Source organism: Flavobacterium sp. Flavsp81, from assembly GCF_059491325.1.
Genome location: NZ_CP168505.1, coordinates 1,694,749 through 1,712,623 on the forward strand (window position 1 = coordinate 1,694,749; position 17,875 = coordinate 1,712,623).

The following is a 17,875-nucleotide window of genomic DNA, read 5'->3' on the forward strand; positions in this document are numbered from 1 at the left end:
CTTTTATTTTTTAGTAGATGAGTTTTCATCTTCAGTTGGTGCTGTATAAGGTTTATTTTTCTTTCCAAAAACAGAGACATTTACGTAACGTGTTGGATGAAGACGTACATCCTGCAATAATAACTCTAACTCTTTTGAAGTTTTAGACAGATTATTATACAAAGCATCGTCATTTAATAATTTTCCGGCTGTACCTTTTCCTGAGTTTAAATTACTCATTATGCCATCCACTTTAGCCAATGTCTGATTAAGGTTTCTAACTGTTTTTCCTAAATCAGCTTTATTTAGGGAATCAGATATTTTATTGAAATTGCCTGACATTTTATTAAAATTCGTCACTACTCCATTAATCTGGGACTTATTCGTATCTAAAATAGAATTAAGACTTCCGGAAGCTTTATGAAACTGCTCCATCGTCTGACTCAATTCTGACAATGATTTTTTTAGATCTTCCTGACCTTTTTTATCCAAAACATTGTTTAATCCGGCAACCAGAGTATTAATGTTAGCAAGCATTAGATCTAATTTTTGCTGAATTGGTTCAATTTTACCGCCTAACGATTCTGTCAATCCTAATTCTACAGCCGACTCAAGAGTTTGTCCATCAACAGCAAGATCTTTATCTGCCATATTTGGAATAATTTTGATTTGTTTTCCTCCAATTAAACTTGGAGAATACAATGCTGCTTTACTGGTTTTAGAAATTGGAAAGTCAGTTTTTAACTGAAGTTCTATCAATAATCTGCCTGTTGTTTCATTGATTGTAATTTTATTTACTTTACCAATTCCCAGTCCGTTTAAAGTTACTGGTGCTGATTGTGCTAAATCTTCAACATTATCATATTCAACATATAATGTTTTATAATCAGTAAAAAGGTCTTTGCCTTTTAAAAAACTATAACCCCAAATAAATAATAAAATTGACGCAATGACTAAAATAGCCGTTTTAATTTCTCTTGTTAGTTTCAAAATTGTAAGTGTTTGTACAAAATTAATATAAATATTCGAACTTACCAGTATTATTTGACAGCGTCCTGAATACTGATTTTTTCACCATCTTTAGTTGCAACTAAAAAAGAAGCTCCATATCCTTTACTTTTAGCTTCTTGCAAATATTTCTTGGCACTTTCGTAATCTGAAGTTTCCTGATAGAAATATTTATAAATATTATTTTCATATATCATGGTTACGTTTTTTAAGCCTTTAAAATTTTTAGGTTCCAAAGGTGTCTTTTTTATGCTGGCAATAAGCTGCACCTTAAAAAAAGTTCCTTTTGGAGCAGTCTTAGTGACTGTAATCGGTACTGTTGTTTTTGGTTTTACAGGTGTTGAAGTATCCTTTACAGGTTTAACATTATCAGCATCAGAGTTACCATTTCCAAAATACTCTCTTTTGTAACTCAAAATAGCCTGGGCAATCGCCTGAGCGATATCATCCTGCCCTGCTTCGGAGTTTAAGAGATCTCCTTCTGTAGGATTTGAAACAAATCCGGTTTCAACTAAAACCCTTGGCATATATGCTTTATGCAGTACCATAAACGGAGCTTGTTTTACGCCTCCGTGACGAAGTTTTTTTCCAAGTTTTTCAAAATTATCTTCGATTTTACTGGCCAGCGAAATACTGTTATCAAGATATTCTTCCTGCATCAATGTCATTCCAATCATTGATTCAGGAGAATTAGGATCGTAACCTTCGTATTTACGCTTATAATCTTTTTCCAGAGTAATAACCGAGTTCTCTTTCTTTGCAGCTTCAAGATTTGATGCTACTTTACTCAAACCCATTACATACGTTTCAGTTCCGTCTGCCGCCGTATTTTTATTAGCATTACAATGTACGGAAACAAAAATATTAGAATTGGCCCTGTTAGCTATATTTGCCCTTTCCACTAAATCAATAAATACATCCGTTTTACGCGTATATATAACATCTACATTAGGATTAAGTTCTAAAATTTTCCCAACTTTTAAAACAATTGCCAAAGCTATATTTTTTTCAATACGACCACTATAAACAGCTCCAAAATCATGAGCACCATGTCCCGCATCAAGTGTCACTTTAAAAACATTAGATTGACTGTATGCACAAAAAGACATTATATTTATAAATAAAATAAATATTAGTTTAGTTTTGTTATATATGTTCATAAATATAAAAGTTAATTTTAATAAACCACAAATGCTATAATTTTTATAATTGTTTATTTTTGCCAAAAAATTATATGTAAGTTTGACATGTCAAAAAACAAGCCATACTTTTACAAAAATAGCATTTAAACCTTTGCATACAAACTTATTTAATATCGTTTTATTATCATTTTTCCTAAGCTTAGGATATGGTAATTTATATTCACAGGATATAAAAACCAAAAAGACTTCGTTACCAACTGGAAAACAAACAGATAAACCTAAACCGACTGTAGTCGATACCATAAAGACAGATAGTATAAAACCTAAACTAACTGTTGTTGATACTGTAAAGGTAGACAGTATTAAACCTAAAAAGGCTTTTCTTGATGGAAAAGTAAAGTACAAAGCAAAAGATTATGCTAAGATTGATCAGAAAAAGAAAATAATTACGCTTTATAACGAAGCCGAATTATACTATAAAGATGTAGAACTTAAATCGGGAATTATAGTCTTAGATTATGCAAAAGACGAAGTATATGCAGGCCGAATAAAAGATTCAACAGGGACTTTATACCAATATCCAAATTTCAAGCAAGGCCAAAGCGAAGTTCAGCCGGATTCTATTCGTTTTAATTTTAAAACAAAGAAGGCTTTAATTTATAACTCAAGGACAGAACAGGGAGAATTTAAAATAAAAGCTCCTATTACAAAAAAAGAAAACGATTCCGTATACTTTTTAAAAGGTGCACGTTTTACAACTTCAACAGATGTTGACAATCCCGAATATTATTTTAGGGCCAGTAAAGTAAAATTCGTTCCCGGAAAAAAAGTAATTACCGGGTTAACCAATATGGTTATTGCTGATGTTCCAACGCCTATAGCTTTACCTTTTGCTTATTTTCCTATGAGTCAGGAAAAAAGCGTTTCAGGGATTATTATACCAAGTTATAATGACTCAAATACCCGTGGATTTTCACTCCAGAATATGGGGTATTATTTTGCCTTAACCGATAATTATGACTTAACCGTATTAGGAGATTATTACACGAACGGTAGTTACGCCATGCGTTTCGAATCTTCTTATGCTGAAAGATATAAATACAGGGGAAATGTTAATATACGTTTTGAAAATTTAATTTCAAGTGAAAGAGGGTATCCGGATTACTCAAAACAAAATATTTACAACATTCAGTGGTCTCACTCACGAGATTCCAAAGCAAATCCTAATTCGAGTTTTTCTGCTTCTGTAAATATGGGTAGCAGTAAATATTTTAAGCAATCCATCAATCAGGCAAATATTGGATCAAACTTAAACAACACTCTTAGCTCTTCTATTTCATATAACAAAACTTTTAATACTATCCCACAAGCCAGAATAGCATTAACTGCAACTCATTCCCAAAATACACAAACAGAAGAAATAAACATGACATTGCCCTCATTACAGGCAAGTATTGATCGTATTTATCCTTTTGTTGGAAAAGATGGTGTAAAAAAAGGTATAATTAAGAACATCAATTTACAATATAGCCTGAGCGGAAAAAATAGTTTTGTAACTAACGATTCTTTATTTTTTAAACCTCAAATGTTTGATAATGCAAAAATCGGTATGCAACACAGTATCCCTATCAGCACCAATTTTAAAATATTCAAATATTTTAGTGCCAGTGCGTCTACAAATTATCAGGAAACATGGGTAACAAAAACCATTGACAGATCGTATGACCAGGATTTGAATAAGGTTGTCGATAAAACAGTGGGTGGTTTTGACGCTTTTAGAACATACAACTTTAGTTCTAGTTTGGGAACTACTATTTACGGTACTTTTAAATTTGGTGATACCAAAAAGATACAAGCCATACGTCATGTCATGCGCCCATCTATATCATACTCCTACACTCCTAGTTTCGAGAGATATTATGATACTTATGCCATAGATGCTACAGGTACTACTATGAAGGAATATACACGATTTGAAAATGGAGTTTACGGACAACCGGGACTATCAAACTCAAATATAGTAGGATTTGATTTAAGCAATACTTTTGAAGCCAAAGTAAGAGACAGTGACAGCACTAAAACCGAGCCTAAAAAAATGATGCTGCTAAACAATTTAAACTTTAGCACCAGCTATAATTTTAATGCTGACGGCAAGACAACATTTGCTTTCGAACCGGTTCGTGTTAGTGGGGGAACCCAATTGTTTGACAACAAAATGAATGTCAATTTTGCAGCTACTTTAAATCCTTATGCTATTGATAATTCCGGACAGCAAATTAATGTCTTCAATATCAATAATGGAGGAAGTTTATTTAGAATGACCAGCGCCAATATGACTTTGAATTATTCTTTTACAAACAAAAATGAAAAAAAGGATGAAAATAAACAAAGTGAGCGAAACGGAGGACGTAGTGATGATTTGTTTGGTACCAATACCGATTTGAATGATACTAGAAAAAGCCAATTTTCAGAAGATGATAAAGAAAACGTAATTACTGAATTCTTTAATTCTAAGCTTCCCTGGGATATGACTATGGCCTATTCATTAACCTATTCAAATACCAGCAGGGAAAATAAAATTACAGGAAACTCTCTAATGGTTTCTGCAAATATTGATATTACTCCTAAATGGAAAGGGGGAATTTCATCAGGTTATGATTTTGTGCAACGAGGAGTTACTTTTACTCAGTTACGTTTTGAAAGGGATTTATTAAGCTGGAGAATGTCTTTTAACTGGACACCACTTGGAGCTTATTCTAACTGGAATTTCTTTATTGGAATAAAATCAGGAATGCTTAGTGACATAAAATGGAACAAACGAAGCACTTCTAACCGATAATCGTCAAATAAAAATTAATACCTTTTTGATATGAAAAAAATAATCTTTACCGAAAAAGCTCCGGCTCCTATCGGACCTTATAACCAGGCTGTATTATCAGGAAACACACTTTATGCTTCCGGACAAATAGCTATAAATCCTGCTTCAGGAGAGCTTATTACCGAGAACATCAATGATGAGACCCATCAAGTCATGAAAAATATTGCTGCAATTCTTGAAGCTGCGGATATGACTTTTGAAAACGTTGTAAAAGCATCTATTTTTATTATGGATATGAATAATTTTGCAGCTATAAATACTGTTTACGGATCTTATTTTAATGAAAAAACCGCTCCAGCTCGTGAAACGGTTCAGGTGGCTTGTCTGCCAAAGAATGTAAATGTTGAAATTTCTATAATTGCTGTGCAATAGCATCTAATAATAATTGTGCCGTTGCTTCATTTGTTGCCAACGGCACGTTATGTACATCGCAAACACGAATTAACATATTGATATCAGCTTCATGGGGATGACTCGACAAAGGGTCCTTAAAGAAGAAAACCATTTTTGTAATTCCTTCTGCCACTCTTCCGGCTATCTGAGCATCACCTCCTAATGGTCCTGAAAGCATTCTTCTGGTTTTAAAACCCGCAGCTTCAGCTTTTCCTCCGGTAGTACCCGTACCAATCAGGCTTATATTTTCATTTTGTAAAACAACTGTGTTTTTAATTAAAAAATTAATCAAATCCGCTTTTTTACCATCATGAGCAATAATTGCAATTTCCATTATAAAATATTATTTATTAGCAACGTGATACGCTATCAAACCGTCAATTGGACGTCTTAAAACATTACCTAATTGAAGTTCATATTTATCAAATATTTCCTGTAATTCGTCTTTTAAATAAAAAGCGATTGAACCCACAAAATGCACAGGAACTTCTTTGCAATTTTCAAATTGTCTGATATAATTTTTTACGAAAGATTTCATTCCTTTAAAAATGATTTTTCTACAAAATTCAGAGTCTTTGTGTTGAATTAAAAACTTAGCAAAAGTTGCCAAATAAGCATTTGGATTTGCCTCTTTGTAAAGTTTATTCTTAATAAAATCAGGATCTAAATCATATTCCTTTTCAAATTCAACTGCCAATTCTTTAGGCATTTTATTAAAATAATATTTTCTGATCAGTTCTTTTCCAAAAACATTCCCACTACAATCATCCATAACAATATACCCTAATGACTGTACTTTTTGATGCAATACTTTTCCATCAAAATAACTGCAGTTGGAACCAGTACCTAAAATACTCACAATTGCCTGCTCTCCTTTTGGAGTAGTTGCATAAACGGCAGCATACGTATCTTCATGGACTTCAACAATTGCATTAACAAAATATTCCTGAAACATTTGAGATAAAGATTGTTTCATTCTGTCTGTACCACAACCTGCTCCATAAAAAAACAAATGTGTAGCTTCTTTTCTATTTTGTAAAATATCAAAACGGTCATTTAATCTCTCGATAATCTCAGGACCATCAAGAATTTCAGGATTCAACCCTAAAGTTTGTGTTGTGAATAATACCTTTCCATTATCATCAATTGCAATCCAATCGGCTTTGGTAGACCCACTATCAACTATTAATTTCATTTTATTTTAGTTTTTGGATTAGTTTCTTTAATTAAAAAGTGTGTTTTTTACATTAATTAAAGAGGTAATAAAATAAGAAATCCCGTTACTTTGAAATAACGGGATTTTCTAAAATTATAAAATATTATTTTAAACCTGCAATATGTACAGATAAATCAATTAATTTACTAGAGTATCCATACTCATTATCATACCAGGAAACTAATTTGAAGAAAGTTGAATTTAAACCAATTCCTGCAGTAGCATCAATGATAGAAGTTCTTTTATCAGAAATAAAATCCTGAGATACAACAGCATCTTCAGTATATCCCATGATACCTTTCATTGTAGTTTCAGAAGCTTTCTTCAAAACAGCCATAATTTCCTCATAAGAAGTTTCTTTAGCTACTTTTACAGTTAAATCTACTGTAGAAACGTCAGCAGTAGGAACACGGAAAGCCATACCTGTTAATTTTCCATTCAAATCAGGAATAACTTTTCCAACAGCTTTTGCTGCTCCTGTAGATGAAGGAATAATGTTTATACTTGCAGCACGTCCACCTCTCCAGTCTTTTCTTGAAGGTCCGTCAGCAGTCATTTGAGTTGAAGTTGTTGCGTGAACAGTAGTCATCAAAGCCTCAACAATTCCAAAGTTATCGTGAATAACTTTAGCTAAAGGAGCTAAACAGTTTGTAGTACAAGAAGCATTAGAAACAACTAAATCAGAAGCTTTTGCAGTTTCGTGGTTTACACCCATTACAAACATTGGAGCATCTGCAGATGGAGCAGAAATAATTACTTTTTTGGCACCACCTTTAATGTGCTCATTAGCAGTTTCGATAGTTGTGAAGATACCAGTACACTCAGCAACTACATCAACATCAACTTCATTCCATTTTAAGTCAGCTGGGTTTCTTTCTGCACTGATACGGATATTTCTTCCGTTTACATAAAGTTTTCCTTCTTTTACTTCTACAGTTCCGTCAAAACGACCGTGAACTGAATCATATTTTAATAAATAAGCTAAGTGATCTACATCTAATAAATCATTTATTGCAACTACTTCAACATTATCTCTATTGAAAGACTCTCTAAAAACGATTCTTCCAATACGTCCAAATCCGTTTATTCCTAATTTTACTTTTGACATTTTAATTGATTTTGTTTTGTTTTTATTTAACTAATTTAAAGTTTAATTTTCTCACTATAAACTTCGTTTCTTTTTTATGTTGACATGATATCAGATACTCTCAACAATTCTCTGTCGATTTCAGATTTTCCTTTAATGGCTTGTTCCAATGGTGTCAAAGTTACTTTGTCCTGTTGTAATCCAACCATATAATTTGATTTACCTTCAATCAGTGATTCTACAGCCTTAACACCTAAACGGCTGGCCAGAACACGATCAAAACAAGATGGAGAACCTCCACGCTGCATATGACCAAGAACCGAAACTCTTACGTCGTATTCAGGCAGATTAGCTTCAACATAATCTTTTAATTCGAAAACGTTTTTACCAATTCTATCACCTTCGGCAATAACTACTATACTTGATGATTTCCCTGAAGCTTTACTTTTTTGAAGTGAGTCTAAAAGCCTGTCCAGACCTAAATCTTCTTCAGGAATAAGAATTTCTTCGGCACCGGCACCGATTCCTGCATTAAGAGCAATATGACCTGCATCCCTGCCCATAACCTCTACAAAAAACAATCGGTTATGTGAACTTGCAGTATCCCTGATTTTATCAATACAATCTACAACTGTATTTAAGGCTGTGTCATATCCTAAGGTGTGACTTGTCCCAAAAATATCGTTATCAATTGTACCTGGAATTCCCATTACCGGAAAACCAAATTCTGAATTAAAAATTAAACCTCCGGTAAAACTTCCATCTCCACCTATAACTACCAAAGCATCTACTCCGGCTTTTACAAGATTGTCATGGGCTTTTTTTCTGCCTTCTGGTGTTCTGAATTCAGTTGAGCGTGCCGATTTTAAAATCGTCCCTCCTTTATTTACAATATTATTTACACTTCGAGGTCCCATTTCTTTGAAGTCTCCTTCAATCATTCCCTGATATCCCCGATAAATTCCCAAACATTCTATATTATGATATGCGCATGTTCGAACAACTGACCTTATTGCGGCATTCATTCCCGGCGAGTCTCCTCCTGAGGTAAGAACACCTACTTTTTTTATTGTTTTTGGCATTATTTAAGTATTAAAGTGTAAAATTAGCAAACATTCATCACTTTTCAGTAGATGCTTATAATAAATTAATAAAAACATTCAATTCAAACGTTTTCGGTTAATAAGTTTTTCTATGCCAAAAAATTCATTTAAAATAATAAAAGGCACATTTTTTAATTAAAAATGTAAAATTAACAATCTACAAATGAACTGTTATAATTCTCTGAATTTACAGGCCGTTTATAAAAAGCAATTCCCAAAATAAAAAAATTTAATAAACGCTGAGCCAAAATTATAAAATTAATAATCATCATCTGGTATTAAACCCTGATTATTATTTTGTTGCTGTTTTTCTTCTTCTTTTTTATCTGAATCTTTTTTCCTCGAATCTTTTTGGTTCTTTTTTGATTCTTTTTTAGAATTTGAAAAATTTATATAATCCGGATTCAGGTTAGAATCCTGCAAATCATTAGAAGAATCTTTAACCTTTTCTATTTTATGCTTTTTAAAAATTTTATTGACTAATTCACTAAAAGTGTCAAAATCTACTTCATAAGTAATACCTACTCCTTGTGTATAACCAATTCCCTGACCTATATAACTAATATCATTTTCTTTATTGAACAAACGTAAGTTAGCAGTTCCATCTTCATTAATTCGGTATTGTACTTCTATATTTCCAACAATTGCTGATTCATTAATACCTCCAACCGGTACACCTACTTTTCCGTTGATACTGATTTTTTCATTGATTTGAGATGAAACTGTAGCTACAACCTGACCATCCGCCTCTTGTCCTATTCTTTTATCAGCTGATATATAATTCAAATTGATATTGAATTTGTCACTATCCGATTTAATGATTCCTCCTAACAGGCTCATTGCCGTTTCTGTAAATGTTCCTGATAAATCTCCCTGACTAAAGCCATCTGTACTCATAAAAGAGCCTGTCGATAATAAATATAAAGCTTGTGTTTGACGAACATCCTTATCATCTAATTTATATTGGATTTCTGATTTCAAAACACTGCTTACGGATGGAAATTCAATATCAAAGTTTGGATCCGGGCTTGCTAAATCCCCTTTCAATCCTATGACAACTTCTACAGGAACCTTTTTATTAAATGAAGAATTCTCTAATAAAACTGCCGGATTTGCAGTTGTTCTGTAAACAGCTTCCAAATTTAGCTGTGCTTTCATAGGGTTTCCTTCCCAGATGATCGAACCTCCTTTTCTAACAGCAAATTTTTTATCAATTAAACCACCGTATTTAAAATTGTAGGTTCCTTCATATGCCTGAAAATCTCCCCACATATTAAACTTACCAAGCGTATTGATTTTAAACAACAATGATCCATGACCTCTTCCTTTCATACCATGACCTGAATTTCGGTCCAGTATTACCTCTACTTCAGCATCGGGGGTAATATCAAAATCAAATTCTAATTCAAGACCGTTATAATTTTTTGTTTTTTCGATAATACCATTGGCTAAATTATATTTTTCCTTTGGTGTCACAAAATGAATAAAACTACTTTCTCCTACGCTCTGTACATTATTAATAGGTATTTTTATCTCTGTACCTTTTTCTGATTTTGCATCTACTTTAATAAACAATCCCTCCGTTGGTCCTTTTATACTCGCTGTACCATTAATAAAAGCAGTTCCAAAATATGCGGCATCTTCACTATCCTTTGTGTCTAATGCCAATAATCGCTTAGAGGTTATTGTTAGATCTAATTTCCAATCACCAAAATTTTTATGTTCTATACTTCCATTCAACAAACCTTTTGTTCCAAATTTAGTATCTGTCAATTGATTGTTTCTGAACAAAAACTTTTCATCTGTTAAATCAATAACAGTACGATCGTTTAATTCATAATCTGTATTAAGATAGGTAACCGTCATACCCGCTTTTTCTACATAAAGCCTTCCGTTGATTTCCGGTTTTTTAAGGTTTCCTACTATTGCAGCATTCCCTGATGCAGTTCCTCTTATGTTTGACAGTACATTACCTCCAATAGTTCCTAAAGTTGCCAAATTAAAACCATCAAGTTTTAGGTTTAAGTCTAAAAATGTTTCTTTATTTTGAATTGCGAAACTTCCTTCGGCTTTAAAAGATTCAGTAAAACCATTTTCTATAGAAGAATTTATTGTGAATTTTTTAAATGCTTCATCTCCCGCAATATCAAACTTTAAAGTTCCTAAATCAATTTTATTTAAATTCAGATGATCAATTTCAATTGAGGCAGTTGGCTGATAGATATTTTTATTCTGCTTATAATTTATACTTCCGTTTAAGTTCCCGTTTACGACAAACTTATTATTCAAAGGGGTTATTTTATTAATATCAACATCTTCAAAATTTAACACCAGATCTTTATAATCGGTTCCTTTTATAACCCCGTTTAAATCAATTTTTTGGTCCTGATGAGATAATATGATGTTATCAATAGTGAAATTTTTAAAATCTTTATCAAAAACTACTTGATTGTTGTGCTCATCATTTTCGTTTAAATACCATAAATAGTCTTTAAATTTCATTTCGGATTTATGAATTCCAACTATATTATTTTTATTTTTATCTATGGTATGATATAAATTCAGATTGTAATAATCCTCACCTTTATTTCCACCTTTAAACTCAGAACGGACAAATAAAGTGTCTTTTGAAGTAACATTAATCAAACTAAAATCCCGAACCTTATAATAAGGCGTTTTGATGCTGTCCAATTCAACAAAAGCATTGTATAATGGATTTTTATTATCGATATTGATTCGGATATTATCAAATGTATTTTTAGAAGCTGTTATTTTTTTGGAATTAAATTTAAACTTGAATTCTTGTTTATCAGAATCAATTTTACCTCTAAAAACAGTACTTGAGTCAATTTTTATATCCGGATATAACATTTCGACCACTTTATTGTATACCTGGAAATTAAATTTCAAAAATTGCCCTTTTTTAACTTTATAAGGTTTGTAATTCGTATAAAGGCTCCCTACAGAATTAAGCACCAATTTATCTAACTGATCAAATTGAAATTTACCGACTATTTCTCCATTTATAACATCTGTTGAATTAACGGTTATGGTACGCAATCTATCTGCACCAAAACTGGAATTTATTCTAAGTTCATCAAAGGCGTAAGTTGCCTGCGGGTTTTGATAAACAGCATCTTTTATATAAATATTCCCCTGAAGGTTTTCTATAGAATTTCCTGTAACAGCTACAACAGCATCACCTTTAAAGTAAGAAATGGAATCTTTTACTAATTTGAGTTTTCTTAAATCAGCATTTTCAACATTTAAGTGAAAATCATATTTATTCTCACGTTTGCTCAAATCAACCAAACCATCAAAAGTCAAACTTAAATTGGGATCATTTACAGAAACCTGTCCTTTATAATAAGGCAATTTAAAATTACCATTCAAAACAATATTATTATAAGTATATTTATTATAATCAAATTTGGCAATATCTCCTTTTACAATGGTGTTTAGATATTTCTTAGTAAAACCTACTCCGTCAACATCCAGATTTAAAGTTGTTCTGCCAATATCTTTTCTGTTCAGTAAAGCACCAATGTCAAAATTATCTAAAACAATATTTCCTGAATAGGATGCCTTATCAATAAAATCAATATTATTCATATTCAATTCGACCTGACCGTTTCCTAAATCGGTCGCCATTTTAAACTTAGTTTCTAAATCTGTGGTCGATACATTTGCAGTTCCTACAATATTAAATTTGCCAATTCTCTGCAATTCTTTAGGTAATTTTTTCCCTAAAACATTTGGCAATAAAACAACTAAATTATCATAACTTGAAACCAGTTTGTTAAACTTTCCATACATAGAAAACTTTTGGGATTTATTTCCTAAAAGATTTTTAAAATTAATATTCCCTACAATTCTAGAGCCATTTCTATCACTCAATCTAAGACCATTTAAATTAAGGTTATTGAGAGGTCCCTGTATTTTGGTTTTAATTTTAAAATGCTGGTTTTTACCTAATCCATTATAAAAGTACCGGATATCGTTTGAAGCCAATGAAGCTGAATCCAATGTCACATTAAATCTAACTTTATCTGTAAATTCTAAAAAATCCTGGACTTTATAATTTAAAATTGCCTTTCCATAAAGATTAGATCTTTTGGTCAGTATAGTTAAGTTTTCAAGTTTTATTTGTTTTTTGCTGTAACTAAACTTAGATATTAAGTTTGAAACATATAATCCTCTATGATCTAAAAAGGAAAATCTGTGAATGTTCGTGTTTATTTCAGAACCATATAATTTAAAATCACTTATATAAGCATTTAGTTTTTTAAAATCTATAATCGTTGGCGTTTTCTTATTTTCGTCAATTACAGAAAATGTACCTTGAGAAATATAGGCATTTTTAGAAGTCAATAAAAAACGTTTCTTTGATTTTGTTGGTTTGCCCGATTCAAATAATCGTATAAACACATTAATATTGTTTTCACCTTCGTTTTTGTACGTTTTTAAATTAAAAATCAATCCCGTCAAACGAATATCCCCAAAAATTAAGTCTCCGTCAATTAATCTGGTTACGCTTAAAATATCAGTGGTAATAATATCTGAATAAATTAAAGTTTTTTTGTGATGGTCTAAAATCAATACTTTTTTAAGCTTAACAGCTCCAAAAATATTTATTGCCACTTTATCAATAGTAATATCTGTTTTAAAGTCAGTATTTAGCGTATCGGTAACATAATGGGCAATTTTAGTCTGTACTATAGGCAAGGACAAAACAATAGCAAGTACTAATAATAGTAAAATTAGCCCAATTAGGGTACGAGATACTATTTTTTTTACTTTTTTGATAACTGCTTTTATTTTAAGTTTCTTTTAAATTTATTTGAACAGGCAAAGAACAGCTGTTTCTGATAAAAATTCTTTAATTTTGGCTTCTATTTTTAATCAAATAAATTTAAAAATTTGATTTGTCAAATATAATCCAAAATTTGTGCCTTTATATGCAAAATTCAGAGGTTTTTATTCTTGCCATCGAAAGTTCATGCGATGATACTGCCGCCGCGGTTTTACATAACGATAAAGTTCTTTCAAATGTTGTAGCCAATCAGTTAATTCACAATCAATATGGCGGTGTTGTTCCAGAATTAGCTTCAAGGGCACATCAGCAAAATATTGTTCCGGTAATTGATGCAGCGCTTCGAAAGGCAAATGTACAAAAAGAACAGCTAACAGCCATTGCCTTTACTCAGGGACCTGGATTAATGGGTTCTCTTTTAGTTGGAAGCTCTTTCAGCAAATCACTATCATTGGCCCTAAAAATTCCGTTAATTGCTGTAAATCACATGCACGCACATATATTGGCCCATTTTATAGACGAAGAAGGTTTTGATAAACCGGAATTTCCTTTTTTAGCCTTAACCATCAGTGGCGGACATACGCAAATTGTAAAAGTAAATGGTTTTTTTGACATGGAAATCATTGGAGAAACTACTGATGACGCCGTTGGAGAAGCTTTTGACAAAAGCGCTAAAATCCTTGGGCTTCCCTATCCCGGAGGCCCTCTGATAGATAAATATGCCCAGTTAGGAAATCCTAAAGCTTTTGCTTTTACAAAACCAAAAGTTCCCGGATTAGATTTTAGTTTCTCCGGATTAAAAACAGCAATCTTATATTTCATTCAGAAGAAAAAAATAGAGAATCCAAATTTTATTGAAGAAAACCTAAATGATATTTGTGCTTCTATTCAATATACGATTATCGAAATTTTGATGGATAAATTAAAATTAGCCGTAAAAGAAACCGGAATCAGGCAAATTGCAATTGGCGGAGGAGTTTCTGCAAATTCAGGAATAAGAACAAGATTAAAAGAAAGTGAAAGTAAATACGGCTGGAAAACCTTTGTTCCAAAATTCGAATATACTACAGACAATGCTGCAATGATAGGAATTGTAGGGTATCAAAAATATTTATCAAATCATTTTGAAACATCAGCTGTTGTTTCGAAAGCACGAATTCAATTTTAAATTATGCAATTATTTTACAATCCGGATATTGACGAAACTACTGAAAGCTTTTCTTTTGACAAAGAAGAAAGCCGTCATATTATAAAGGTTTTACGAAAAAAAGATTCGGATATTTTACACGTTACAAATGGATTGGGATTTTTATTTGAAACTGAAATCACTTTGGCCTCAGATAACAAATGTACCGTTCAGGTTCTTTCTGTTAAAAAAGCTGATGCACCAAAATTCCGTTTACATTTAGCAGTTGCACCAACAAAAATGAATGATCGTTTTGAATGGTTTTTGGAAAAAGCTACCGAAATTGGGATTCAGGAAATCACACCGGTTTTTTGCGATCGATCTGAAAGAAAAGCAATTAATCCGGAACGTTTTGAGAAAATTATTCTCTCGGCAATGAAACAATCAAATGAAACGTTTTTACCAAAATTAAATCCGGCTGTTTCTTTTAAAGAATTCATTAAACAAAAAAATGAAGGTTTAAATTTGATTGCACATTGTGAAGAAACTGATAAAAAATCGTTGAAAGAAATTTTAAAACCAAACGAAGATGTCACAATGCTGATTGGACCTGAAGGAGATTTTTCAGAAAAAGAAATTGCACTGGCTTTAGAAAATAATTTTCAGCCGGTAACTTTAGGGAATACTCGTTTGAGAACTGAAACTGCAGCTATTGTTGCTTGTCATAGTATTGTGTTTTTTAATGAAACCCCAAATTAACTGATGCATAAATTGCTATGAGAAAAATATTTTTTTTGTTTTTGTTTGTTTCTGTTACTTCATTTTCCCAGGAAATTGCTTTATTAAAATACAGCGGTGGCGGTGATTGGTACGCCAATCCTACCTCATTGCCTAACTTAATCAGGTTTTGTAATTCTAATATCAATACAAGAATAAAAGCAAAACCATCTACGGTTGAACCCGGCAATCCTGATCTACTTTCGTACCCTTTTGTACATATGACCGGCCATGGAAATGTTGTATTCAGTGATACTGATGTAAGCAACCTGAGAAATTATTTAAACGGCGGGGGTTTTTTGCATATCGATGATAATTACGGAATGGATCAATATATTCGAAAAGAAATCAAAAAAATATTCCCTAATAATAATTTAGTTGAAATTCCGGCCAATCATGCCATTTTTCAAAAGCCCTACCCTTTTCCTAACGGATTGCCTAAAATTCATGAACATGATGGTACGCGTGCACAGGCATTTGGAATTTTTATTGAAAATAAATTAGTGCTGTTATATACGTACGAATGTGATTTAGGTGACGGCTGGGAAGATGCAGAAGTACATAATGACCCTGCAAATGTTAGAGACAAAGCATTAAAAATGGGCGCAAATATTATCAACTATATATTCACTAATTAATTTCTAAAAAGTGCAGCTTACTCACGAAGAAAACCAATTTGAAAGAAAAACGTTTCCGATAACACTGGTTTGCGATCATATTTATTTCCAGCAAAATATTGGTTCTCTTTTTAGGATTAGTGAAGCTTTTGGAGTTGAAAATATCATCTTTTTAGGAAAAGATATCCCGCTTACTCCACGTAAAATAAACAAAACATCAAGAAGTACCCATCTTCATGTACCACATCAGATAATCGAAGAAACAGCTGAATTGATTATTTATTTATTAGAAAATAAATTTGAAATCATTGCTTTGGAAATTACAAACAACAGCAAACCTCTAAAAGAAATTATAATTCCCGAAAATAAAAAAATTGCACTTTTGATAGGCAATGAAATTGATGGGATTTCAGATGAACTTTTAAAAATTTCGAATCAAATAATTCATATAAACATGTTTGGTAAGAACAGCAGTATGAATGTTGCACAAGCTACAAGTATAGTTTTGTACGAATTAACCTCTTAAATTATTTTTTATTTTTTTGTAAGAAGTAGACTATACAAGGGATTGTTAAATTTATGATAATAAATTGTTTAAAAAATTTGTTTAGGTGTATTTTTTGTTATAAAATTGCGTTAATGTTAACGTATAAACAATTTTATAACAAAAAAACCCCTATTATTATGAAAAAAGTTCTCTTATCTGCAGTTGCAGCACTGTTGCTGTTTTCTTGTCAAAATGACCAAACAGCAGAATCTACAGATTCAAACATGAGTGCAATCACACATCGCAGATGTGCCTCTCAGGAAGTTTTAGAAGCACAACTAAAAGCTGATCCTATGTTAGCTATCAAAATGAATGAAATCGAAGCTTTTACTTCAAAACAGCTTCTTAATGGCTTTACCGGCCGTTTAGTAAATGGAAAAATCGAAATCCCGGTTGTAGTAAATGTTTTATACAAAACTACTGCACAAAACATTTCTACTGCTCAAATTCAATCTCAAATTGATGTTTTAAACAAAGATTTTAATGCATTAAATTCAGATTACAATAATGTACCAGCATTATTTTCAGGCGTGAAAGCTAATGTAGGAATTACTTTTGTTTTAGATCAGGTAATCAGAAAATCTACTACAAAAAGTTCTTGGGGCACAAATGATGCAATGAAAAAAGTTGCTCAGGGTGGTTTAGCACCAACTTCTCCAACAACAAAACTGAATCTATGGTCTTGCGTTATTGGTGGCGATATCTTAGGTTATGCACAATTTCCTGGCGGATCTTCTGCAACTGACGGTGTTGTAATTGACTACAGATTTTTTGGATTATCTGGTTCTGCAAATGCACCATTTAACTTAGGAAGAACCGGAACTCACGAAGTAGGTCACTGGATGAATTTACGTCATATTTGGGGAGATGCAACTTGCGGAAGCGATTTAGTATCTGATACTCCAACTCATAACGATCCTAATTTTGGTGTACCAGCTTACCCTCATTACAGTACATGTTCAGGAACTCCGGTAGAAATGACTATGAACTACATGGATTATACTGATGATAATGCAATGTATATGTTTTCAACAGGACAGAAAAACAGAATGTCTGCTATTTTTGTATCAGGAGGGCCAAGAGCTTCTTTTGGAATCTAAAAATTAAAAAAGACATAAGTTAAAAAAAGGCCATCTAAAATATTTTTAGATGGCTTTTAAAATTAATTCTCTCCGTCAAAACGAATTAA

The 17,875-nt window shown here is 32.1% G+C and carries 14 protein-coding genes; 7 read left to right on the plus strand and 7 right to left on the minus strand.

What is annotated here, in order from left to right:
• Positions 1-3: 3 nt before the first annotated feature.
• Together ACEN92_RS06815 and ACEN92_RS06820 are read right to left on the minus strand one after the other, a co-directional pair.
• Entirely contained in the window at positions 4-969 is a 966-nt protein-coding gene (locus ACEN92_RS06815; RefSeq protein WP_495641619.1) for an MlaD family protein, read from the minus strand.
• A gap of 50 nt (positions 970-1,019) precedes the next feature.
• Positions 1,020-2,147, minus strand: a complete 1,128-nt coding sequence (locus ACEN92_RS06820) for an N-acetylmuramoyl-L-alanine amidase family protein (protein WP_495641620.1) — start codon at positions 2,145-2,147, stop codon at positions 1,020-1,022.
• An 82-nt stretch (positions 2,148-2,229) separates the two neighbouring features.
• Here ACEN92_RS06820 and ACEN92_RS06825 point away from each other — a divergent pair, with 82 nt between their 5' ends.
• Positions 2,230-4,968, plus strand: coding sequence for a putative LPS assembly protein LptD (locus tag ACEN92_RS06825; protein WP_495641621.1), 2,739 nt, complete (start codon positions 2,230-2,232; stop codon positions 4,966-4,968).
• A gap of 30 nt (positions 4,969-4,998) precedes the next feature.
• Positions 4,999-5,379: a Rid family detoxifying hydrolase gene (locus ACEN92_RS06830; RefSeq protein WP_495641622.1), complete on the plus strand. Its 381-nt coding sequence runs from the start codon at positions 4,999-5,001 to the stop codon at positions 5,377-5,379.
• Here the strand turns inward: ACEN92_RS06830 and ACEN92_RS06835 are convergent.
• The 5 genes from ACEN92_RS06835 to ACEN92_RS06855 form a co-directional block, all read right to left on the minus strand.
• Complete coding sequence (locus ACEN92_RS06835; protein WP_495641623.1) at positions 5,360-5,734, minus strand: methylglyoxal synthase; 375 nt, start codon at positions 5,732-5,734, stop codon at positions 5,360-5,362. The genes ACEN92_RS06830 and ACEN92_RS06835 overlap by 20 nt on opposite strands.
• A gap of 9 nt (positions 5,735-5,743) precedes the next feature.
• On the minus strand, positions 5,744-6,595 hold the full coding sequence (locus ACEN92_RS06840) for an N-acetylglucosamine kinase (protein WP_495641624.1): 852 nt from the start codon (positions 6,593-6,595) through the stop codon (positions 5,744-5,746).
• 124 nt (positions 6,596-6,719) lie between these two features.
• The gene (gene gap / locus ACEN92_RS06845; protein ID WP_495641625.1) at positions 6,720-7,724 is read right to left on the minus strand and encodes a type I glyceraldehyde-3-phosphate dehydrogenase; all 1,005 of its coding nucleotides are present in this window, start codon (positions 7,722-7,724) and stop codon (positions 6,720-6,722) included.
• 74 nt (positions 7,725-7,798) lie between these two features.
• Positions 7,799-8,785 carry a 6-phosphofructokinase gene (gene pfkA, locus ACEN92_RS06850; RefSeq protein ID WP_495641626.1) on the minus strand — a complete coding sequence of 329 codons (987 nt, stop codon included), beginning with the start codon at positions 8,783-8,785 and terminating at the stop codon, positions 7,799-7,801.
• Positions 8,786-9,064: 279 nt separating this feature from the next.
• Entirely contained in the window at positions 9,065-13,537 is a 4,473-nt protein-coding gene (locus ACEN92_RS06855; protein ID WP_495641627.1) for a translocation/assembly module TamB domain-containing protein, read from the minus strand.
• A 227-nt stretch (positions 13,538-13,764) separates the two neighbouring features.
• Between ACEN92_RS06855 and tsaD the strand changes: the two genes are divergently transcribed.
• From tsaD to ACEN92_RS06880, 5 genes are all read left to right on the plus strand, one after another.
• A complete protein-coding gene (tsaD, locus tag ACEN92_RS06860) occupies positions 13,765-14,787 on the plus strand; it encodes a tRNA (adenosine(37)-N6)-threonylcarbamoyltransferase complex transferase subunit TsaD (RefSeq protein ID WP_495641628.1) in 1,023 nt (340 codons plus the stop codon).
• Between the two features lie 3 nt (positions 14,788-14,790).
• A complete protein-coding gene (locus ACEN92_RS06865; RefSeq protein ID WP_495641629.1) occupies positions 14,791-15,504 on the plus strand; it encodes a 16S rRNA (uracil(1498)-N(3))-methyltransferase in 714 nt (237 codons plus the stop codon).
• A gap of 17 nt (positions 15,505-15,521) precedes the next feature.
• Entirely contained in the window at positions 15,522-16,160 is a 639-nt protein-coding gene (locus ACEN92_RS06870; protein ID WP_495641630.1) for a DUF4159 domain-containing protein, read from the plus strand.
• A gap of 10 nt (positions 16,161-16,170) precedes the next feature.
• Positions 16,171-16,665 (plus strand): TrmH family RNA methyltransferase, encoded by a 495-nt coding sequence (locus tag ACEN92_RS06875; protein WP_495641631.1) that lies wholly within the window; start codon positions 16,171-16,173, stop codon positions 16,663-16,665.
• Positions 16,666-16,823: 158 nt separating this feature from the next.
• Positions 16,824-17,786 (plus strand): zinc metalloprotease, encoded by a 963-nt coding sequence (locus ACEN92_RS06880; RefSeq protein ID WP_495641632.1) that lies wholly within the window; start codon positions 16,824-16,826, stop codon positions 17,784-17,786.
• Positions 17,787-17,875: the final 89 nt, after the last annotated feature.